Below are 20,641 nucleotides of genomic sequence, written 5' to 3'. Positions count from 1 at the left end.
AGGGTGGGAGTGGATGAAACGTACACTTCCTGGCTCTGTCCCGGCCACCTAGTCTGGCGCCAGCGGCTTGCCGGCGACGCCCGGCGCGGAGAGAAGGCAGAACGGTATGACCAGCAGCCACCAGACGCCCCGTGGCCCCGTCGACTCGTCCCGCATCCCGAGATTCGCCGGTCCCGCGACCTTCGCGCGGCTGCCGCGCCTCGACGAGGTCGGCGGGCGCGCGGATGTCGCCGTGGTCGGGGTGCCCTTCGACTCGGGGGTCTCGTACCGGCCGGGCGCGCGCTTCGGCGGCAACGCGATCCGCGAGGCGTCGCGGCTGCTGCGCCCGTACAACCCGGCGCAGGACGCGTCCCCGTTCGCGCTGGCGCAGGTGGCGGACGCCGGGGACATCGCCGCCAACCCGTTCAACATCAACGAGGCCGTGGAGACGGTGGAGGCGGCGGCGGACGAGTTGCTGGGGACGGGCGCGCGCCTGATGACCCTGGGCGGCGACCACACGATCGCGCTGCCGTTGCTGAGGTCGGTGGCGAAGAAGCACGGCCCGGTCGCGCTGCTCCACTTCGACGCCCATCTCGACACCTGGGACACCTACTTCGGGGCCGAGTACACACACGGGACGCCGTTCCGGCGGGCGGTGGAGGAGGGCATCCTGGACACCTCCGCCCTCTCGCACGTCGGCACGCGCGGCCCGCTGTACGGCAAGCAGGACCTGGACGACGACGCGAAGATGGGCTTCGGCATCGTGACGTCGGCGGACGTGATGCGGCGGGGCGTGGACGAGGTAGCGGACCAGCTGCGCCAGCGCATCGGGGACCGCCCGCTGTACATCTCCATCGACATCGACTGCCTCGATCCGGCGTTCGCACCCGGCACGGGTACGCCGGAGGCGGGCGGTATGACGTCGAGGGAGCTGCTGGAGATCCTGCGGGGCCTGGCGTCCTGCAACCTGGTCTCGGCGGACGTGGTGGAGGTGGCCCCCGCGTACGATCACGCCGAGATCACGTCGGTCGCGGCGTCGCACACGGCGTACGAGCTGACGACGATCATGTCCCGCCAGATTGCCCGACAGAACGCACAGGCCCGCGGGGACAAGGGCGAGAACGAGGACGGCGTAGCGAAATGACCCACGACCACGACCTGGTGCTGAAGCCGACCGCCGCTCAGACGGAGGCCGCGCTCAATCCGCCCCCCGGCCGCAACGGCGGAGACCTGGTCGTGGAGACGCTGGCCGGCCTCGGCACGACGACGGTCTTCGGCCTGCCCGGCCAGCACGCCCTGGGCATGTTCGACGCGCTGCGCCGCTCGGACCTGCGGTACATCGGTCTACGGGTGGAGAACAACGCGGGTTTCGCGGCGGACGCGTACGGGAGGATCACGGGAGAGGCGGCGCCGCTGCTGCTGTCGACGGGCCCGGGCGCGCTGACGTCACTGGCGGCGTTGCAAGAGGCCGCGGCGGCATCGGCCCCGGTGCTCGCGATCAGCAGCCAGATCCCAACTGCCGGGCTGGGCGGGGGCCGACACGGCTACCTCCACGAACTCCCGGACCAGCAGGCGTCGTTCAGGGGTGTGGTGAAGTCGGTTCACACGGTGCGTACGCAGTCCCAGATCCCGTCGGCGATCGAGGCGGCCTGGAAGTCGGCGCTGACGGTCCCGCACGGCCCGGTGTGGGTGGAGATCCCGCAGGACGTGTTGTTGTCGGAGACAGCGATCCCGGTGGTGACGGGCGGAGACGCGTTCCCCGAGGAACTTCCCCCGCGCCCCGAACTGACGGCCCTGGCAGCCCACTTGCTGTCCAACGCCGAGCGCCCGGCGATCATCGCGGGCGGCGGAGTCGTACGGGCGGACGCGTCGGGCAAGTTGAGGGCGCTGGCGGAGCGACTCCAGGCGCCGGTGGTGACGACGTACGGCGGAAAGGGCGCGTTCCCGTGGACGCACCCGCTGTCGCTCCAGTCCTGGATCGAGGACCGGCACACGACGGACTTCCTTGAGGACGCCGACGTGTTGCTGGTGGTGGGCTCGGGGTTGGGTGAACTGTCCTCGAACTACCACACGTTCAAGCCGCGCGGCCGGGTCATCCAAGTCGAGGCGGACCTGGGCAAGTTGGAGTCCAATCACCCGGCGCTGGGGATTCACGCGGATGCGCGGTTGGCGTTGCAGGCGCTGCTGGAGACGGTGGTGGTGGCACGGGAGGACGAGTCGGCGGGGGCGGCGGCAGGGGAGCGGGTTCGGGGGGTGCTGGATCGGGTGGGTGAGCGGATCGCCGCTCAGGAACTCACCCTGGAGCAGGGCTTGTTGGCGTCGATCAGGGCGGCGTTGCCGTCTCGGTCCGCTTCGTTTTGGGACATGACGATTCTGTCGTACTGGGCCTGGGCGGGTTTCGACCCGCGCGGTGCGAACACGATGCACTCGGCGCAGGGCGCGGGTGGGCTGGGCTATGCCTTCCCGGCGGCGCTGGGAGCTGCGGTGGCGGATCCGACGTATCCGGTGCTGGCGGTTTCGGGGGATGGGGGTGCGTTGTACGGGATCGCGGAGTTGGCGACGGCTCGGCAGTACGACCTGAATGTGACGTGGCTGATCGTGGATGACGGTGGCTACGGCATTCTGCGCGAGTACATGACGGACGCGTTCGGGGAGGCGACGGGGACGGAGTTGTCGCGGCCGGATTATGTGGCGTTGGCGGAGTCGTTCGGGGTGCCGGGGGTGCGGACGTCGGTGGAGACGCTGGAGACGGACCTCGCGAAGGCGTTGGGGGAGGCGGGGCCTTCGGTGGTGGTGCTTCCGGCGGTGTTGCGGATGTTCGCGGCGACGCATTTGGGTGGCTGACGGCGCTCTGCGGGGCAGGCGGTCATCCGGTGCCGGGGATCACCTGGTTCCTGCGGCGCCCGTCGCGACGAGGTCCAACAGGTTGTCGTGGATCTCGGTGAACCGGGCCCGTACCGCTTCCGCGGCCTTGGCGACGTCGGATGTGGCCGGGTCGTGAGGCCGTTCGAGCAGCAGGTGGACGGTGTCGGCGAGGGCGGTGTCGGGATCGTCGATGGTGAACGGGCCCGCGTCATCGGCGTTGCTCATGACGGTGACGAACCCGACCAGCACGGCGTGCAGGGCGTACATCTGCCGGGGCAGCGGGAGATCGTCGCGCACGATCCCGTGGTCGCGGAGGATCGTCAGGACCGCGTTGCCCATCGCGCTCGTGGTGGCCTCGGTGAAGCGCTGCTGGTCGGCGGGGCGGTGGAGCAGCTGGCGCATGGCGCTGTCGTCGCTCTGGAGCCACCGTAGCCACGGGTTGCTGAGTGTCGTACGGATGAGCAGCGGAGCGAGACGGCGGGGCAGGACGGACTGCGGGTCCTGGGCGATCCGGTCGTTGACGGTCTCGATCCAGGTCAGCACCTCACGTGCGGCCAGCCCCACGAACAGGTCTTCCTTGGTCTCCCAGTACAGGTAGACCGTGCCCTTGCCCACGGCCGCGGCTGCGGCGATCTCGGCGATGGTCACCTTGCGGACGCCGTGTTCGAGGGCCAGCTCGCGGGCGCTGTCGAGGATTCTGGCCGCCTTGACGGAGTCGTGTTCGATCAGCCGGCTCACCGTCGTGTTTCCTCCCGTTCGCTCTTCGCAGCATGATGTCACGGAGATTCTGAGGGGTTCAGGGAGGTGAGCAGGCCAGTCCGGTCAGGTCACGACAGGCCGATGTCGACCGTCTTCATCCGGGAAGCCTTGCTGCGGTGCTCCAGCTTCGAGATGACCGTACGGCCGACCGTCGTCCCCACCACGTGGTCGAAGAGGGACCGGATCTGGTACTCGGTGTGGTCGGCGGGGACGAAGAGCTTGCGCATGGCGATGCCGGTCTCCTGGTGGAACTCGATGAAGGGGCGGAGTTTCTCCTCCCAGGCCCGCAGCGCCCGCGGCACGTCTGAGGGATACCGCTCCAGCATCGCGCCCAGCATGTCGGCCCCGGCGAGGCCGCTGGAGGCTCCCATCCCGGAGTAGAGGGTCAGGCACCAGGCCGAGTCGCCGACGAGCACCACCCTGCCCTGGTGCCAGGTGTCGAGCCGTACCTGCTCGGCGGTGTCGAACAGGTGGTCCGGGGCCTGCTCGAACTGGTCGAGCAGCCAGCCGAGCGTCGAGCCGGTGGGCTCCGGTCCGAACACCGCCCGCAGCGAGTCGATGGCGGGCTGGGTGAACTCGCCGTCCACATCGTCGGTGCGGTAGTTGAACAGCACCGTCGGTGGCCGGTCGGCGAAGGCGAACACCCATGCGGACCGGCCCAGTTCGGACATGACGATGCCGTCCGTGCCCCGGAAACCGGGGACCGAGCTGGGCAGGGCGCAGGCCGCGAGCATGTAGCCGAGCCGGTGGATATGGCCGTCGTCGGGCCCGAAGGCCAGCCGCCGCACGGTCGAGCGCAGACCGTCGGCCCCGACCACGAGGTCGAACCGTTCGGTGGTCACCGTCCCCGAGGCCCGGTCCTCGATGTCGACGTGCACGCCGTCCTCGTCCTGGCGCAGCGCCACAGGCACGGACGAGTAGCGGATCTCGACGTCCTCGGGCAGGGCGTCGAACGCGGCCTGCTCGACATCACCGCGCACGACCGGGCGTGACTCGCCGGCCACGGCCTCGGCGAAGCCCATGCCGCGCCGTCGCCGGCCCGCGCGATCGACGTTGTAGTAGGCGATGTCCTCCGAGAACCGGTCCGGCACCTCGATGCCCAGACGCTCGGCCGCGGTGATCCCGGTGCCGAAGAGAGTGAGGAAGTACCCGCCGCGGCGCCGTTCGGCCGCCTTCTCCAGGACGGTGACGTCCCATCCCGCCTTGTGGAGCCGCAGCGCGGAGGCGGTTCCGCTGACGCCGAGTCCGACTATGAGGGCTCGCTGGCGCGGAGCGGTGTTCGGGCTGGTGCTTGAGGTGGTGTTCGTCTTCATGCCCCCAGACTATACTCACTGACCAGATTGGTCATTTGGTCAGTCGTTGATCGGCTGTCTGATCAGTCACTGCTTGAGCCACTGCTTGGCCGTCCGGTCGGTCATCTGATCGGTCGCGACCAACACGAAGAACGGAGTTCCCGCCATGTCAACCGTTTTCGTCCACGGCTTCCCCGAGACGCAGGACGTCTGGGAGCCGCTGCTCGTCGAGCTGGAACGCGTCGCTCCCGCCCGCCCCGCCCCGATTCGCCTCTCCCCGCCCGGTTTCGGGGCACCCTTGCCGACAGGGTTCGGCGCGACCGTCGGTGACTACCGGGACTGGCTCATCGGCGAGTTGGAGCGTTTCGCCGAGCCCGTCGACCTGGTCGGGCACGACTGGGGCGGCGCACACGCCCTCAACGCGGTGATGACCCGCCCGGACCTCGTACGCAGCTGGGTCAGCGATGTGATCGGCCTGTTCGACCCGGACTACGTGTGGCACGACTTCGCCCAGAGCCAGCAGACGCCGGAGAACACGGGCCCGGCCTCCGCCGTACCGCTCGGCCCAGACCCCGAGATGCGGGCCGCGATGCTCGTACAGCTCGGCATGAGCGAGCCGGTGGCGAAGCGGGTCGCGTTGGGCCAGGACGAGGCGATGGGCCGAGCGGCGTACGCCCTCTACCGATCGGCCGCCCAGCCGGTGATGGCCGAACTGGGCCGCGACCTCGAACGCGCGGCGCAACGCCCGGGCCTGGCCCTGCTCGCCACCGAGGACCACCTGGTCGGCACGGACGAACAACGCTCCCGCACGGCACGCCGGGCCGGCGCCCGTACGGTGACACTCGACGGCCTGGGTCACTGGTGGATGACTCAGGACCCGGTACGGGGCGCCCAGGTACTCACCGATTTCTGGAACTCGTTGGACCGCTGACGTGCGGCTCTCATGAGAAACTGCGCCGCATGGGCGGCATGGGCGGAGGAGCTTCGGACGACCAGGCTTGCCGGGATTTCCTGGAGGCGCTCCGAGTAGGCGACCTCTGCACCGGAACCGTGACTGAGGCCGCGCGGTCCGGCGGCGGGGTGACGGTGACTCTGGACGGTTTCCCCGCGCGTCCGTTGGGGACGGTCGGGCCGCTGGACCTGTCCTGGCGCCGCTTCCCGGCTGCGGAGGTGGAGGTGGGCCAACGGATCAGGGCGGAGGTGCTGGCCGTCGATCCGAACGAGGGCCGAGTCGAACTGTCCATGGCAGCCGCCGAGAACCCGGAACTCTGGGCGTTCCTCAGCTCACTTCGCTACGGCGAGATCCTCACGGGCATGATCGCGTCGATCGAACGTTATGGGGTCTTCGTCGCCCTGGACGAGGGCCCAGACCACTCGGTGTTCCCCGGCGTCGGGTTCATCAGCTTCCCCGAACTGTCCTGGCGGCGCTTCGAATCGGCCTCGGAGGTCGTCGAGGTCGGACAGCGGGTCTCGTGCGAGTTCCTCCAGTTCGACACGTGGAACGGCGAGGCCAGACTGTCCCTGCGGGCGACGGAGCAGGACCCGTTCCAGACATTCGCCGACGCCATCCCGGTGGGCCGGACCCTGGAAGGACGGGTCACCAGGCTGATCCCGTTCGGAGCGTTCGTCCAGGTCGCCGACGGGATAGAGGGCCTGGTCCCTCTCCGGGAACTCGCATGGACACCGGTGGCAGCTCCGGAGGAGGCCGTCGGGGTGGGCGACGCGGTCAAGGTGACGGTCACAGAGCTCGACCGAGCCCGACGCAGGCTGACCCTTTCTCGGCGACAGGTCTCTCCTGACCTCGGATGACTCTCGTGTCGTTCGCTCGTGTCGTTCGGTGGTGAGGAGAGGCGGTTGCTCGTCAGAGCGTCAGGTCAGCGGGCGGGCGGTGACTGTGAGGGCGTCGTCAGCGCCAGTTCCGCCCACGTCGCCTTTCCGATGCCGTGCAGTCGGGGGCAGCAGCCCCAGCGTTCTGCGAGGGCCTGTACGAGGGTGAGGCCGCGGCCTCCTTCGTCGTCGGGGCTGGTTTGTCGGGGCGTGGGGCGGCGGTTGTTCGCGTCGGCGACCTCCAGGCGCAGGCGTCCGTCGTACGTGGCGAACCGGATGCCGATCTCGCGGCCGGGTGGGGTGGAGGCGTGGCGGAGGGAGTTGGTGACCAGCTCCGAGAGCAACAGCTCGGCGGTTTCAGCGACTTCGTCGTCGATCTTCCAGTCGGTGAGTTGGGTGCGGAGGAGTTCGCGGGCGTGGGGGGCGCTGCGGGGGGTGTGGGGGAGTTGCCAGGTGGCCTCCGACATGCCGGTTGCGGGTCACTGAGGCGCGGTGTGGGTCGGCATGAAGACCTCCGAGGCTCGGGGCGAGAGAGGACTCGAATCCTCTCTAGAGATGGCGTTCGATGCCGAGGGCGTGGCCGTCGAGGTGAACGAGATGGTACTGGACTCGGCCGCGTATGTGCTGGAGTACGGCTTTGAGGCCTGAAGGTGAACGCCGCGACTGCCCAATAGCGCTGGGCGGCGCCTTCGATCGCCTCCGTGCCGCAGCCCTCGGCGCGATGGAATCCGAGTCCCGGATCATTGAGATCGCCGAAGGGCTGACCGACTCATAAGGAAGAGCAGCACATGTCGTCGCAGCGGACCACTTGGTTCAAGAGCAGCTACAGCGGCCAGAACGGCGAATGCATAGAAGTCCGTCTCCGGACGGCCGGTATCGACGTCCGTGACTCGAAGAACCTGCCTGGCCCTGTCGTTGTAGTCGGGGTGGTGGCATGGCTGTCGTTTCTCGCTGGGATGGAACGGGGTGCGGCCGGGATCTTGTAGCCCCGGTTGAAGCACGGGCTTGTCACTCGACGGAGCAATACCGGGTGCTGTCGCGAAAGGATGTGGTTGCCCTGGCTGCGACGGCGGGTACGTACCGGCGTGCCCTCAGCTTGGGAAGCTGCGGCACTTTGGGGCTGGTTGGAGCGCTGACCTGGGCGAACGGCTGGGCTGCGGTCTCTGCGGGTTGGTCTGCTTTCACCCTGGTTTCCCGCTGTTCCCTGTTGGATCTGGTGCGGTTGTGGTGCGGGCTTCCGAGCGTCGTCTTCTGGGGGCCACCACTCCCAGACCAACTGCAATGATGGCTGGCGCAAGGCTCAACAGGTCGGACATGACCACGACCGGGAATGAGGCGTCCAAGGCTCGGGGGAGCTTGCCCAGTGCTGCCACACCGATGACAAGGGGTACCCACACCCTGAAGAAGCGGAAGCGGAGGGGATCTGCTCCCAGACGTAACCGTTCTTGCTCCACGAGGCGCCAGTATCCAGCGGCTACGACAAGTAGGGCTCCTATGCCCACGACGCCCCAGGTCAGTGCTGGCACGATTCCCCCACTACGCCGCACGTGCCGCGAAGCTCATCGCGGGCCCTCCACCCGATGGTGACACGCGATGCCCCTGCCTGTGGCCAATGCCTCGCCTTTCAGGTCAGCGCAGCGCTTGGAGTCAGTCGCGCCAACTGTGCTCAAGGACACAGGAGTTGGGCGCTGTCGAGTCCGGTTTCCCACCTCTGGGTGCCCTGCCTTCCGACATCATGGGACGCGTGTTTCAGCCCAGCACGTGGAGTTTGTATGGCAACCGGAACGACAAGCGCCCTCAGCAGCAACGGCCCTGGCGCGCCGGACCACGGAACTTCAGACTCCGCACCCTCTGAGCCTGCCCGGCCGACACTTCAAGCCTCGGCAGATCACCGCCGCAGTGGGCTGAGGCAGAGCTTGGAGGCAACGTCCATAGCGACCGCTTTGATAGGGGCGGTCGGTGGGCTGCTTGCCGCACTGATCACAGGAATGTTCACTCTCGCCGGGGCCGATCCTCACCAGCCTGAAGCACCTCCCAAAATCAGCCTCGACTCCTGGACTGAGCGGCCTGGTACCGGCCCGTCAAGCAAGATCTACGAGTTCTCAGGAACTGTGACCCAGGTCCCGCAGGGCATGGTGGTTCACGTCATCGCCGAGGCACCGCAACCGGACGTCGAAGCGATATCTCCTTCGGGAAGGTCTTATGAGTGGCTGGTCTCTCCTAGGGCAGACATCCTTCAGAACGGTCAGTGGAAGGTCACTTGGACCGTCAAGAACCCACCGGAAAGTGCGCGCTGGAGGGCCGTTCTCGTCAACCCCGAAATCCAGCAGCCCACGTCATGCAGCGACTGCATGATCGATATCCCGTCGTACCTCGATGATCTCAAGACTGAAGGCGTCTACTCCCAACGCGTGCTGGTAGCGGCGCGGTCAGGGCAGCTAAGCAAGAGTGAAAAATAACGGCTCGGAGCAGATATCGCTTTCGGCTGGCAAGCTGGGGCTCAGGACCAGCTAAGTCGCCAAGAGTCGGCCGATGCCGCCACCTCGGCTTGGGAAGCTGCGTCCTTCTATGGTCGGTTGAGGCGCCGACCTGGACAAGCAGTTGGTATCCAGCCTCATCAGACTCGGCGATCTTCACCATGATTCCCTGCTGCTCCCGCTCGTTCTGGTGTGATTGTGATGCGATGTGCTCAAGACTTGAGGATGGATTTCGGCTCGGTGACGTCGCTCCAGACACGGTCGCTCCGTGGGTTGTCTTTACCCTGAGCGGCCTCCTGGTCCGTATCCTTCACTACACAATCACCAGGAACAGAGTCCACATGATCCCGGCCACAACCGGCATGAGATACGCCAGGAGGAGTTTGGACTCCAAACCTGGCGAACTCGCGTAAGAGACTGATTCTGCATAGTCGGACATTCGGGACTTGGCGCGATCTTCCAATCGTTGGGCGAACTGCAGTTGCCGGTGAGCCATGTAGCACCAAGCGGCTGACGTGGTAAGGCCGAACGTCGCGAGCGCGCGCAGTACTGCCAGCATTTCGCTGGTGCGGTTGGTGTCGCTTGACGCCAGTAGGGCTGAGTAGGCGACAACGAGGAGTGACTCGGCCAACAGGAAGATGTTGCCGATCTGGAACACCATTCCGCCTTCGTGTATGAGCTGTTCCCATAGGCGAGTTTCTTCGACTCGTCTCTGCTCGTCATTCCCTGAGGCCGACATGCGCTGGGTTTGCCCACCTCGGCGAGGAATAGTCTCCTCCATATATGGTCATGCTGCGCCTCTTGCTCTGCCAGCATCAATCGCCTAGTCAACGTCCCCTCAGACTGGCTGGGGCTTGCACCCTGACTCGGTGTCAAGCGTGCATGGCGGCTGTAAGTGCCGTTGATGCCAGTTTGTCCCGCCGGACATGCCGCGTGGACGTTTCGAAGGGGCCCGGCGGGTCCGTCGGTCATCGTCCTCGTACTCGGACCTCGCCTACTCTTTGGTCCATTCCCGACACTCGGTGATGCGCACCTTTGAATCCCGGCAGTGCTTTTGCTCTGCCCGAGGGCGATGAGGCTCCTTGACATTGGCCAGCCCCGCTCGACCCCGTCACTCGATCGCATGCTCAACCAGAGGTCGGCGGCTCACCGGGGAGGTCGGTACCGAGTTCGCGCGCCGGGTACATCTGCAGACTGCTCAGCCGGTGTGGTGGTTCGGTCTCGGTCGTTGCCTCGATGCGTAGGTCGGCGAGGTGTGCGCGAAGGTACAGCGGTTCGGTCTCTACGTCGGTGAGGCCCTCGCGCAGTCGCGCGGCGAGTGTGTTGAACAGGTGGGTCACCCAGTCCGTCGGTACGAGGCTCAGGTAGCGATCGTCGAAGTGTCGGCGCAGTTCCTCCTCGTCGGGGGGTGTCCATCCCGGGGTGCCGGCTGCCGCGAAGCGCGACATCACCCACCGCACGTGCGTCAGGGCGTGGCTCGCCGGGTTCTCGGCCTCGATGCGTTCCTTGAGTGCGGTCCAGCTCGGCAGCCCGTGTTCGCGGGCGATGGCCAGCTGGGCTTCGTGAAGTGTCGCGAACTCCCCTGTGGAGAGGCGGCGTTTCGCCTCGATCTTCAGGTGGCGGAGGCTGGGCCGGTCGGGGAGACGGCGCGGTTGATCGGACAAGGCAGTCCTTCCTCGGCGCCCGCGGGTCCGCGACATCGGGCTGGAAGATCTGCCAGTGATCTTCATACGCAACCGGTGAGCTTGCAGCTCTGCCCGCGGACCCAGAGGCGGCCGGGAAACCACCAGGGCACGACCGTACACCGCCATCCCGGGGCCGCGGCAACGGATTTCGCACTGTCCCACGGCACTGAATAGGGAGAACGCCCCGTGCGTCACGGGGCGTTCAGGGTATGGCGTACGTCCGTCCGTTGGCGGGCCGTCTACCAGATCGCCTCGACCCACTCCGGGTGGTCGATGAACGGGTTCCGGTTGCCCTGGTAGTTGGTGTAGATGAGGTCGTTGCGGCGCTCCTCGAAGGCGTTGGGCGGGTCCGCCTCGTTCCATGCCTTGAGGACGGCGAGCTTGCCCATGTACGGGTTGCTGCCGTTGCCCACCTTCTCGTTGGGCTCCAGGTCCGCCCAGCCGTCGTCGCCCTCGTAGCGCACGGTCATGTAGAGGATCATGCGGGCCACGTCGCCCCTGTCCGCGGCGCGCGGGGCGAAGGAGTCGGAGTCGACGGTGCTGCCGCCGCCGTTGGTGACGGTGCTGCCGCCGTTGTCGAAGTCCAGGTTGCCGCGGGTGCTGTTGACCTGGACGTCGCAGGCGCGCAGGTGGTGCAGGTCCGTGCCGGGGCCGATCGCCTCGCCGAAGTCGCCGTGGGACTTGGCCCAGGTGTGCTCGCGGTTCCAGTCGCCGACGTCGCCGCCGTTGAGGGACTTGCTGCGCGAGACGCCGCTGTACAGCAGGATCACGTTGCTGCTGTTGTTCGGGTCCTGGTCGGTCACCTTCAGCGCGTTCCAGACGGCGGAGTACGAGATCTTCGTCTGGCTGCTGATGATCGTGTGCAGCGAGGACTTGAGGCTCGTGCCGGTCTTGCCGATCGCGTTCTTGTAGTACGTCGAGTCGTACGCGGTCGTCGTCGCGCCGGCCGGGGTCGCCGTCATCGTGGGGATGGCGAGGGCGGCCAGAACCGTCGATGTGGCGAGCGCCACGGCCTTCCAACGGCGGGTGCGTATCTGCGTCGCGGGCATCGGGGGTGTCCGTTCTACGCGTGTCGAATGAGCGAGACATCCGGGAGCGTGACATGGACATGCGTTTCAGGCAATGAACTGCGCGTGTCCGTTGCGTGACTTAAAGCGGCAACTCGGTTGATTCCGGCCCGATTTGACGCGCGTAGAGCCGTAGAGCAAGGAAAAAAGGGGTGGCCCCTGACCGGAACTCCGGTCAGGGGCCACATGGTTCACCCGGCGTCATTCGGTCGGTCTCAGCTGACGTCCGACGCGTCCAGGCGGTAGATCGACGACGTGGATTGAGTGCTCGTCTGCGTGCTGCCCGACTCGCTCTCCTCCGTCGACGAGTTCGACGTCGAGTTCGACGACGTGCTGTACTCGCTCTCCTTCACCGCCGTGCCGTGCTCCTGCACCCACGCCGTGACCTCCGAGCTGAGGCTGGAGCCGCCCATGCCGCCCCCTCCGCCCATGCCGCCGCCGAGCTGGATGTAGTGCAACTCGCCCTTTTTCACCAGCTCCTTGAGCTTGGCCAGGGTCATCGCCTTGTCGGTGCCGGTCCAGCCCCACATGGAGATCACCGGCTCGCCGCTGCTCATGATCAGCTGTGCCGCACCCTGCGAATTGGACACCGCCAGCAGCCACTTGGCGCCGTCCTGGTGCTTCTTCAGGTAGGTGATCAGCTCGGTGCTGGCGCCGCCACCCATGCCGCCGCCCATGCCTCCGCCGCCACCGCCCATACCGCCGGGCTGTCCGCCCTGCTGCTGGCCGCCGGCCTCGCCGGTCTCCCCGCCGGTGCCGCTCGTGCCGCCCGGAGGCGTACCCATACCGCCGCCCTGCTGACCGGTGCCGCCGGGCGCCCCGCTGGGCATCCCGCCACTGGGCGGCGTACCCATCTGACCGCCCTGCTGACCACCCTCGGCCTGGCCGCCACCCTGCTGCTGACCGTTCTGCTGGCCCTGGCCGCCACCGCCGGGGAAGCCGCCGCCCGCACGATTGCCACCGCCCCCGCCGCCACCCGGACCACCCATACCGCCACCCGTCGACGGGCCCGCCGTCGGGTTCGTACCGCCCATGCCGCCGCCCGTCGCCGACGTCTCCGCGAAGGAGTACGCGGCCGGGCCGGCCACCGCCGCGACGATTGCCGCGACCACCGAGGCGGCCAACAATTGCACGCGCCGCCCGGTGCGGAAGACCAGCAGGCCCGTGATCGCCAACGCCATCAGCACCGCGATCGTCGGCCACAGCCACGCGTTCCAGTCGGACGTCCGGCGGAGGAGGACTATCGACCAGACCCCCGTGATGCCGAGCGCCAGCGGGAGCACCCACACCCAGCGCTTGTCGGTGCGGAACGCGCGCAGCAGCAGCACTCCGCCGCCACCGCACAGCGCCGCGATGCCGGGCGCGAGGGCGGTTGTGTAATACGGGTGCATCGTGCCCTCGGCCATGGCGAAGGTCAGGTAGTGGAGCAGCGTCCAGCCGCCCCACATCAGCAGTGCGGCGCGAGTCGCGTCTGTACGCGGGGCCTTGCCGATCAACACCAGGCCGCCCACCAGCGCGATGCCCGCGAAGGGGATCAGCCACGAGATCTGGCCGCCCAGGATCTCGTTGAACATCCGGCCGATGCCCGCGGTCCCGGAGAAGCCGCCGCCTCCGCCCCCGCCGCCCCCGCCGTTGCCCTCGCCGCCGAAGACGCGGCCGAGGCCGTTGTAGCCCATGATCAGGTTCCAGGCGCTGCCGTCCGTCGAACCGCCGATGTACGGACGTTCGTCGGCCGGGACCAGGGAGACCGCCGTCGCCCACCAGAAGCTGGCCACCGCGAGCGCGACGCCCGCGAGGAGCAGGTTCACGATCCGCTTCACGAGGCCCAGGTTGGCCGCGAAGAGGTACACCGCGAAGACGGCCGGGAGGGCGATGTAGCCCTGGAGCATCTTCGTGTTGAAGGCGAGACCGAAGCACACCGCCGAGCCGAGCAGCGGCAGCAGCCTGCCGTCACGCGTGGCGCGCAGGGCGAGGGCCGCGCCCGCCACCATCAGGCAGACCAGCAGCGTGTCGGGGTTGTTGTCCCGGTTGATGGCCACGGTGATCGGGGTGAGGGCCAGGACGAGTGCGGCCACGGTCGCCGCCGCGTGTCCGAACACCCGCTTCACGGAGGAGTGCAGGATCCAGATGGTGCCGAGCGCGGACGCGATCAGCGGCGCCATCATCTGCCAGGTGCCGAAGCCGAACACCCGGCAGGACAGGCCCATGACCATGAGGACGAAGGGCGGCTTGTCGACGGTGAGGAAGTTCCCCGCGTCGAGCGAGCCGAAGAACCACGCCTTCCAGCTCTGTGTGCCGCTCAGCACGGCCGCGCTGTAGAAGCTGTTGAGGCCGGAGGAGGAGAGGTTCCAGGAGTACAGGACTCCGGCCAGCACCATGATCGCGAGCAGCGCGGGCAGCGACCAGCGCGGCGCCTTCTCGAGAGTGCCGGGCGTGCCTGGCGCGGTGGGGGCCGGTGGAGCCGCGGGGGCCGCGGGATCGGCGGCCGCGGGGGTCTCCGGGGCGTGGGGGTGTGGGTCGGTGGCAGATGTCACCAGCGAATCGTCTGGACGGGGGGTGGGTGAGGGCTGTGGCGCACCTGGGGGCCACCTGTGAATACGGGCAACAGTGCGTTACGTGCGGTGCATGCTTTACCCAAAGGAAATCGGGCAGGCGTACAACCATTCGTACGTGCATGTGAGTCAAAGGAGACCAGCGTGCCGGGGGGCCGCTGACGTCTTTCACGGGGATGGGGAACCTCCATGACTCACCACATAGCCAGATCCGCGACATCCAGATCCGCGCGTGCCCGCGCACTCGGTGTCGTCGTCGGCGCCGCCACCGCGATCTCGCTGCTGGCCACCGCGACACCCGCCAACGCGGCCACTGCGGCGGTCAGTTGTACGTCCGCCAAGCCCGCCCTCGCCACCAAGCTGAAGCGGGACATCACCTCCGCCCTCGCCGGGCGCCAGGGTTCGATCGGCGTCGGCGTCTTCGACCGCTCCACCAAGACCACCTGCGTCTACCGGGCGCAGACCGCCTTCGACTCCGCCAGTGTCGTCAAGGTGACCGTCCTCGCGACCCTGCTCTGGGACGCCCAGAAGACCGGCCGCGCCCTGACCGCCACGGAGAAGAGCCGCGCCACGGCCATGATCACCAAGTCGGACAACGCCGCCACCACCAAGCTGTGGAGCCAGCTCGGCGTGACGAAGATCAAGGGCTTCCTCGCCGCCGCCGACATGACCCAGACCAGGCCCGGCGCCAACGGCTACTGGGGGCTCACCCAGATCACCGCCCGCGACGAACAGAAGCTTCTCGCGCTCACGACCATCCACAACGCGGTCCTGACCGACAACTCCCGTGCGTACATCCTGAAGTTGATGAACCAGGTCATCGCGTCCCAGCGCTGGGGTACGCCGAAGGGCGTGCCCTCCGGAGTCTCCGTGCACGTCAAGAACGGCTGGCTGCAGCGCGCCTCGCACGGCTGGCGGGTGCACAGCGTCGGCTCGTTCAAGGGCGGCGGCCACGACTACATGATCTCGGTGCTCACGCACGGCAACAGCACCTGGAACTACGGCATCACGACCATCGAACGCGTCGCCAAGGTCGTTCACAGGGACCTCGCAGCGAGCTGATCACAGAGCCGATCACAGAGCTGATCACAGGCCGACTTCACCGCAGCGCCTCCCGGCCGTCACCGACCCGACCTACGGTGACGGCCATGCGCCTGCGACCTCAGCGATCTCTGCGAACCGTACTCACCACCGTCACCGCCGGCCTGGCGGCGGCCACCTGCCTGACCGCCGCCGGACCGGCGAACGCCAACTCGTACATCAGTAACGCCTGTTCGCCCACCGTCTCGATCGACCGCTTCTCCGACGCCCTCGACAAGACGACGTACGACGGCACCTTCGTCGGCAACTTCTCCGCGCTCGCCGTCGACCGGAACGGCGACCTCGCCGCCCTCTCCGACCGCTCGTCCCTCTTCACCCTCGACCGGAAGACCCTGAGCCCGACGAGCGTCGTCCCCCTCGCCGACGAGACCGGCGCCGCGCTCGACTCCGAGGGTCTGGTCGTCGACCGGGACGGCACCCGGCTCGTCTCCTCCGAGACAGAACCCTCCGTACGCCGCTACTCCCGCGACGGCCGCATCCTCAACCGGCTCCCGGTGCCGGCCGCGCTCCAGGTCGCCCCGGCCGGTCGCGCCACCACCAACCAGACCTTCGAGGGGCTCACCCTCCTCCCCGGCGGCCGTACGCTCCTCGCCTCCATGGAGTACGCGATCTCCGGCGACTCCACGGGCATCGTCCGCTGGCAGACGTGGGAGCGGAAGGGCGCCCACTTCGTCCTCGGCGCCCAGTACGCCTACCGCACCGACACCGGCCTGGGCGTCCCCGAGGTCGCGGCCACCCCCGACGGACGCCTCCTCGTCCTGGAGCGCGGTTTCACCTCCGGCGTCGGCAACACCGTCCGCCTCTACCTGGCCGACCCGCGCCGCGCCAGCGACACGAGCGGCGTCGAGAACCTCACCGGGCAGGACGGCGTACGCCTGGTCAAGAAGACCCTCCTCGCCGACATCGTGAACTGCCCGTCACTGGGAGCGACCGCCAAGCAGCCCCAGCCCAACCCCCTCCTCGACAACATCGAGGGCATGGTCGTCACCGGCCGTACCCACGGCGGCCTGCGCGTCCTCCTGGTCAGCGACGACAACCAGAACGCCGTACAGACGACCCGTTTCTACTTCCTGCGGGTCCGTACGGCATAAGCCGTGTTTGTTGCGGAGGGATGAAATCCGCTTCCGCCCGCGTTGGTGCCTACCGGCGGAGTATGGACGTGTGGATCTACGAAAGGCACCGGAGTGACAGACCAGCGGGGGCGGGAGCCGGTAGCAGAGGGATGGGCGCGGCGGCTGGTCGGATACGCCTGGCGGTATCCGAAGGACGTCGTGCTCTCCCTGGGCGCCTCCCTCGGCGGTATGGCCCTCATGGCGATCGTCCCGCTGATCACCAAGGTGATCATCGACGACGTCATCGGTGACAAGACCCGCTCGATGGCCCCCTGGGCGGGCGCGCTCGTCGTCGCCGCCGTCCTCGTCTACGTCTTCACCTACATCCGCCGCTACTACGGCGGCCGGCTCGCCCTCGACGTCCAGCACGATCTGCGGACGGAGATGTTCGGGACGATCACCCGGCTCGACGGGCGCCGCCAGGACGAGCTGTCGACCGGGCAGATCGTCGGGCGGGCCACCAGTGACCTCCAGCTGATCCAGAGCCTCTTCTACATGCTCCCGATGACCATCGGGAACCTGCTCCTCTTCCTGATGTCCCTCGCGATCATGGCCTGGCTGTCGATCCCGCTGACCCTGGTCGCCCTCGCCGTCGCCCCCGCGCTGTGGATCATCGCCAAGCGCAGCCGTACGAAGCTCCACCCGGCCACCTGGTACGCGCAGGCCCAGGCCGCCGCCGTCGCCGGTGTCGTCGACGGCGCCGTGACCGGCGTACGCGTGGTGAAGGGGTTCGGGCAGGAGGACCAGGAGACCGGGAAGCTCCGGGAGGTCGGGCGGCGGCTCTTCGCGGGGCGGCTGCGGACGATCCGCTTCAACTCCGTCTACACCCCGGCCCTCCAGGCCGTGCCCGTGCTCGGGCAGGTCGCGATGCTCGCCGTGGGCGGCTGGCTGGCCGTGGGCGGGCACATCACGCTCGGTACGTTCGTCGCGTTCTCCACCTATCTCGCCCAGCTCGTCGGGCCGGTGCGCATGCTCGCCATGGTGCTGACCGTCGGGCAGCAGGCGCGGGCCGGCACCGAACGCGTCCTCGAACTGATCGACACCAAGCCCTCCATCTCCGACGGCCACAAGGACCTGCCCGCCGACGCCCCGGCCACCGTCGAGTTCGACGACGTGTCCTTCGGGTACGACCCCGAGCGCCCGGTCCTCGACGGGCTCAGCCTGGAGATCCGGGCCGGCGAGACCCTCGCCGTCGTCGGGTCGTCGGGCTCCGGCAAGTCGACCGTCTCCCTCCTCCTCCCGCGCTTCTACGACGTGACGCGCGGCGCGGTCCTCGTCGGCGGCCACGATGTCCGCGAGCTGACCAGCGACTCGCTGCGGGCCGCGATCGGGCTCGTCCCCGAGGACTCCTTCCTCTTCTCCGACACCGTCCGCAACAACATCGCGTACGGCCGTCCGGACGCCACCGAGGAGCAGATCCTCACCGCCGCGCGCGCCGCACAGGCCGACCGGTTCATCGCCGAGCTGCCCCACGGCTACGACACCAAGGTCGGCGAGCACGGCCTCACCCTCTCCGGCGGCCAGCGCCAGCGCGTCGCACTGGCCCGCGCGATCCTCACCGACCCCCGCCTCCTCGTCCTCGACGACGCCACCTCCGCCGTGGACGCCCGCGTGGAGCACGAGATCCACGAGGCCCTGAAGCACGTCATGGAGGGCCGGACGACCCTCCTCATCGCCCACCGCCGCTCCACCCTCGGCCTCGCCGACCGCATCGCCGTCCTCGACGCCGGACGCCTCGCCGACATCGGCACCCACGAGGAACTCCAGGCCCGTTCCGCCCTGTACCGGCGGCTGCTCACCGACCCGGACGAGCTGGGCGGAGTCTCGCCAGGCCGCGCGCTTCCCTCCCTGCCGCCCGAGGACACCTCCGTACGGGACGAGCTGGACGCCGAGTTCGACGCCGAGCGTGGGGTCACCCCCAGGCTGTGGAGCGGTGACCGGGAGCGCAAGGACACGGCGTTCGACGGGATGCCGGCCACGCCCGAACTCCTCGCCCAGGTCGAGGCGTTGCCCCCGGCCGACGGCACCCCGGCCATCGACGAGGCCCGCGCGGTCACACCCGAGGACTCGTACGGGCTGAGGCGGCTGCTGCGTGGCTTCGGCATGCCGTTGCTGGTGAGCCTCGGGCTCGTCGCCATGGACGCGGGCATGGGCCTGCTCCTGCCGATCCTGATCCGGCACGGCATCGACTCGGGCGTCTCCCAACTCGCCCTGGGCGCCGTGTGGGTGGCCTCAGCGCTCGCCCTGGTCTCCGTCGTAGTCCAGTGGGCGGCGCAGATCGGCGAGATGCGGATGACGGGCCGTACCGGCGAACGCGTGCTGTACGCCCTCCGGTTGAAGATCTTCGCCCAGCTGCAACGCCTCGGACTCGACTACTACGAACGGGAGTTGACCGGGCGGATCATGACGAGGATGACGACCGACGTCGACGCCCTCTCCACGTTCCTCCAGACGGGCCTGGTCACCGCGTTCGTCTCCGTCGTCACCTTCTTCGGCATCATGGTCGTCCTGGTCGTGATCGACGTACAGCTGGCCCTCGTCGTGTTCGTGACCATCCCGGTGCTGGTCGTCGGCACGTTCTACTTCCGCCGGGCCAGCGTCAAGGCGTACGAACTCGCCCGTGAGCGTGTGTCGTTGGTCAACGCCGACCTCCAGGAGTCGGTGTCCGGGCTGCGGATCGTGCAGGCCTTCCGGCGTGAGCGGGCGGGTGGCGAGCGGTTCGCCGAGGGCAGCGACAGCTACCGCCGGGCGCGTGTCCGGGGCCAGTGGCTGATCTCCGTGTACTTCCCCTTCGTACAGCTGCTGGCCTCGGTCGCGGCTGCGGCGGTGCTGATCGTCGGCGCGGGGCGGATCGAGAACGGCACGCTGACGACGGGTGCGCTGGTCGCGTACCTGCTCTACATCGACCTGTTCTTCGCCCCCGTGCAGCAGCTCTCGCAGGTCTTCGACGGGTACCAGCAGGCGACGGTGTCGCTGGGCCGCATCCAGGAACTCCTCCAGGAGCGGACCTCCACCGAGGCCGCCGAGGAGCCGCTGGAGGTGCTGTCCCTGCGCGGTGACATCGCCTTCGAGGGCGTGGACTTCGCGTACGGCGACGACGAAGAGGCCCTGAGCGAGGTCCAGTTGACGATTCCGGCGGGGCAGACCGTCGCCTTCGTCGGGGAGACGGGCGCGGGCAAGTCGACGCTCGTGAAGCTGGTCGCCCGCTTCTACGACCCGACCGGCGGCCGGGTCACCGTAGACGGCACCGATCTGCGCGACCTCGACATCACCTCGTACCGGCATCGCCTCGGGGTCGTGCCGCAGGAGGCGTACCTGTTCCAGGGGACCGTGCGGGACGCCATCGCGTACGGGCGTCCGGACGCCACCGACGCCCAGGTGGAGGCGGCGGCGCGCGCGGTCGGCGCCCACGAGATGATCGCCACCCTCGACGGCGGCTACCTCCACGAGGTCGCCGAACGCGGACGCAACCTCTCGGCGGGCCAACGCCAGCTGATCGCACTGGCCCGCGCCGAACTGGTCGACCCGGACATCCTCCTCCTCGACGAGGCGACGGCGGCACTGGACCTGGCCACCGAGGCCCAGGTCAACCAGGCCACCGACCGCTTGGCAGGCCGCCGTACAACCCTGGTGGTAGCCCACCGCCTGACCACGGCGGCCCGCGCCGACCGAGTCGTGGTCATGTCCGACGGCCGGGTGGCGGAGGACGGCACCCACGAAGAACTCCTCCAACTCGACGGCCAATACGCCGAGTTGTGGCGAACCTTCGTGGGAGCACCGGAGCAGGAGGAACCGGTCACGTCGCCATCCCGCTGACTGAACACTGAACGCCCCGCAGGGGCGCGGGGAACTGCGCGACCAGCCACAGCGGACCGGCAGCCGAAAGACCACGCAACCGTTCGACACACCCTCTGCGTCCGTACAT

17 protein-coding genes are annotated in these 20,641 nt (G+C 68.4%); 10 read left to right on the top strand and 7 right to left on the bottom strand.

Annotated elements, in window-relative coordinates:
* Positions 1-106: 106 nt before the first annotated feature.
* Complete coding sequence (gene speB / locus ACFYXF_RS29040) at positions 107-1,123, top strand: agmatinase (protein WP_389353810.1); 1,017 nt, start codon at positions 107-109, stop codon at positions 1,121-1,123.
* Positions 1,120-2,823, top strand: a complete 1,704-nt coding sequence (locus tag ACFYXF_RS29035) for a thiamine pyrophosphate-binding protein (protein ID WP_389353808.1) — start codon at positions 1,120-1,122, stop codon at positions 2,821-2,823. Before speB ends, ACFYXF_RS29035 begins: the two co-directional genes overlap by 4 nt.
* Before the next feature lie 39 nt (positions 2,824-2,862).
* On the opposite strand, the gene ACFYXF_RS29030 is transcribed toward ACFYXF_RS29035, so the two are convergent.
* Together ACFYXF_RS29030 and ACFYXF_RS29025 are read right to left on the bottom strand one after the other, a co-directional pair.
* Positions 2,863-3,582: a TetR/AcrR family transcriptional regulator gene (locus ACFYXF_RS29030; protein ID WP_389353807.1), complete on the bottom strand. Its 720-nt coding sequence runs from the start codon at positions 3,580-3,582 to the stop codon at positions 2,863-2,865.
* 89 nt (positions 3,583-3,671) lie between these two features.
* A complete protein-coding gene (locus ACFYXF_RS29025) occupies positions 3,672-4,916 on the bottom strand; it encodes an FAD-dependent monooxygenase (protein ID WP_389353805.1) in 1,245 nt (414 codons plus the stop codon).
* A gap of 145 nt (positions 4,917-5,061) precedes the next feature.
* Here ACFYXF_RS29025 and ACFYXF_RS29020 point away from each other — a divergent pair, with 145 nt between their 5' ends.
* Together ACFYXF_RS29020 and ACFYXF_RS29015 are read left to right on the top strand one after the other, a co-directional pair.
* Positions 5,062-5,826, top strand: a complete 765-nt coding sequence (locus ACFYXF_RS29020) for an alpha/beta fold hydrolase (RefSeq protein WP_389353803.1) — start codon at positions 5,062-5,064, stop codon at positions 5,824-5,826.
* Between the two features lie 119 nt (positions 5,827-5,945).
* Positions 5,946-6,704 carry a S1 RNA-binding domain-containing protein gene (locus tag ACFYXF_RS29015; RefSeq protein ID WP_389353801.1) on the top strand — a complete coding sequence of 253 codons (759 nt, stop codon included), beginning with the start codon at positions 5,946-5,948 and terminating at the stop codon, positions 6,702-6,704.
* Between the two features lie 65 nt (positions 6,705-6,769).
* Here the strand turns inward: ACFYXF_RS29015 and ACFYXF_RS29010 are convergent, their stop codons facing one another.
* Entirely contained in the window at positions 6,770-7,189 is a 420-nt protein-coding gene (locus ACFYXF_RS29010; protein WP_389353799.1) for an ATP-binding protein, read from the bottom strand.
* A 37-nt stretch (positions 7,190-7,226) separates the two neighbouring features.
* Between ACFYXF_RS29010 and ACFYXF_RS29005 the strand changes: the two genes are divergently transcribed.
* The 3 genes from ACFYXF_RS29005 to ACFYXF_RS28995 all read left to right on the top strand — a co-directional run bounded on the left by ACFYXF_RS29005 (position 7,227) and on the right by ACFYXF_RS28995 (position 9,181).
* The gene (locus ACFYXF_RS29005) at positions 7,227-7,370 is read left to right on the top strand and encodes a hypothetical protein (protein WP_389353797.1); all 144 of its coding nucleotides are present in this window, start codon (positions 7,227-7,229) and stop codon (positions 7,368-7,370) included.
* A gap of 140 nt (positions 7,371-7,510) precedes the next feature.
* Positions 7,511-7,708: a DUF397 domain-containing protein gene (locus tag ACFYXF_RS29000; RefSeq protein ID WP_389353795.1), complete on the top strand. Its 198-nt coding sequence runs from the start codon at positions 7,511-7,513 to the stop codon at positions 7,706-7,708.
* Positions 7,709-8,494: 786 nt separating this feature from the next.
* Positions 8,495-9,181: a hypothetical protein gene (locus ACFYXF_RS28995; protein WP_389353794.1), complete on the top strand. Its 687-nt coding sequence runs from the start codon at positions 8,495-8,497 to the stop codon at positions 9,179-9,181.
* A gap of 331 nt (positions 9,182-9,512) precedes the next feature.
* On the opposite strand, the gene ACFYXF_RS28990 is transcribed toward ACFYXF_RS28995, so the two are convergent.
* From ACFYXF_RS28990 to ACFYXF_RS28975, 4 genes are all read right to left on the bottom strand, one after another.
* Positions 9,513-9,860, bottom strand: coding sequence for a hypothetical protein (locus ACFYXF_RS28990; RefSeq protein ID WP_389353792.1), 348 nt, complete (start codon positions 9,858-9,860; stop codon positions 9,513-9,515).
* Positions 9,861-10,326: 466 nt separating this feature from the next.
* A complete protein-coding gene (locus ACFYXF_RS28985; protein ID WP_389353790.1) occupies positions 10,327-10,863 on the bottom strand; it encodes a hypothetical protein in 537 nt (178 codons plus the stop codon).
* A 260-nt stretch (positions 10,864-11,123) separates the two neighbouring features.
* The gene (locus ACFYXF_RS28980) at positions 11,124-11,933 is read right to left on the bottom strand and encodes an endonuclease I family protein (RefSeq protein WP_389353788.1); all 810 of its coding nucleotides are present in this window, start codon (positions 11,931-11,933) and stop codon (positions 11,124-11,126) included.
* Positions 11,934-12,166: 233 nt separating this feature from the next.
* Complete coding sequence (locus ACFYXF_RS28975; RefSeq protein WP_389353786.1) at positions 12,167-14,485, bottom strand: ArnT family glycosyltransferase; 2,319 nt, start codon at positions 14,483-14,485, stop codon at positions 12,167-12,169.
* A 207-nt stretch (positions 14,486-14,692) separates the two neighbouring features.
* Between ACFYXF_RS28975 and ACFYXF_RS28970 the strand changes: the two genes are divergently transcribed.
* From ACFYXF_RS28970 to ACFYXF_RS28960, 3 genes are all read left to right on the top strand, one after another.
* Positions 14,693-15,565: a serine hydrolase gene (locus tag ACFYXF_RS28970; protein ID WP_389353784.1), complete on the top strand. Its 873-nt coding sequence runs from the start codon at positions 14,693-14,695 to the stop codon at positions 15,563-15,565.
* Positions 15,566-15,651: 86 nt separating this feature from the next.
* A complete protein-coding gene (locus ACFYXF_RS28965) occupies positions 15,652-16,695 on the top strand; it encodes an esterase-like activity of phytase family protein (RefSeq protein ID WP_389353782.1) in 1,044 nt (347 codons plus the stop codon).
* Positions 16,696-16,788: 93 nt separating this feature from the next.
* On the top strand, positions 16,789-20,532 hold the full coding sequence (locus ACFYXF_RS28960; RefSeq protein WP_389353780.1) for an ABC transporter ATP-binding protein: 3,744 nt from the start codon (positions 16,789-16,791) through the stop codon (positions 20,530-20,532).
* The last annotated feature ends 109 nt before the right edge of the window (positions 20,533-20,641 follow it).

Source organism: Streptomyces sp. NPDC002680, assembly GCF_042889145.1.
Taxonomy (GTDB): domain Bacteria; phylum Actinomycetota; class Actinomycetes; order Streptomycetales; family Streptomycetaceae; genus Streptomyces; species Streptomyces adonidis.
Note: the sequence above shows the minus strand (reverse complement) of the source record. Positions and strands in the feature narration are given on the sequence as shown.

Coding starts and splice junctions, on each gene's coding strand:
- speB (WP_389353810.1), top strand. CDS start 107: ATGACCAGCAGCCACCAGACGCCCCGTGGCCCCGTCGACTCGTCCCGC.
- ACFYXF_RS29035 (WP_389353808.1), top strand. CDS start 1,120: ATGACCCACGACCACGACCTGGTGCTGAAGCCGACCGCCGCTCAGACG.
- ACFYXF_RS29025 (WP_389353805.1), bottom strand. CDS start 4,916: ATGAAGACGAACACCACCTCAAGCACCAGCCCGAACACCGCTCCGCGC.
- ACFYXF_RS29020 (WP_389353803.1), top strand. CDS start 5,062: ATGTCAACCGTTTTCGTCCACGGCTTCCCCGAGACGCAGGACGTCTGG.
- ACFYXF_RS29010 (WP_389353799.1), bottom strand. CDS start 7,189: ATGTCGGAGGCCACCTGGCAACTCCCCCACACCCCCCGCAGCGCCCCC.
- ACFYXF_RS29005 (WP_389353797.1), top strand. CDS start 7,227: ATGAAGACCTCCGAGGCTCGGGGCGAGAGAGGACTCGAATCCTCTCTA.
- ACFYXF_RS29000 (WP_389353795.1), top strand. CDS start 7,511: ATGTCGTCGCAGCGGACCACTTGGTTCAAGAGCAGCTACAGCGGCCAG.
- ACFYXF_RS28995 (WP_389353794.1), top strand. CDS start 8,495: ATGGCAACCGGAACGACAAGCGCCCTCAGCAGCAACGGCCCTGGCGCG.
- ACFYXF_RS28990 (WP_389353792.1), bottom strand. CDS start 9,860: ATGGTGTTCCAGATCGGCAACATCTTCCTGTTGGCCGAGTCACTCCTC.
- ACFYXF_RS28980 (WP_389353788.1), bottom strand. CDS start 11,933: ATGCCCGCGACGCAGATACGCACCCGCCGTTGGAAGGCCGTGGCGCTC.
- ACFYXF_RS28970 (WP_389353784.1), top strand. CDS start 14,693: ATGACTCACCACATAGCCAGATCCGCGACATCCAGATCCGCGCGTGCC.
- ACFYXF_RS28965 (WP_389353782.1), top strand. CDS start 15,652: ATGCGCCTGCGACCTCAGCGATCTCTGCGAACCGTACTCACCACCGTC.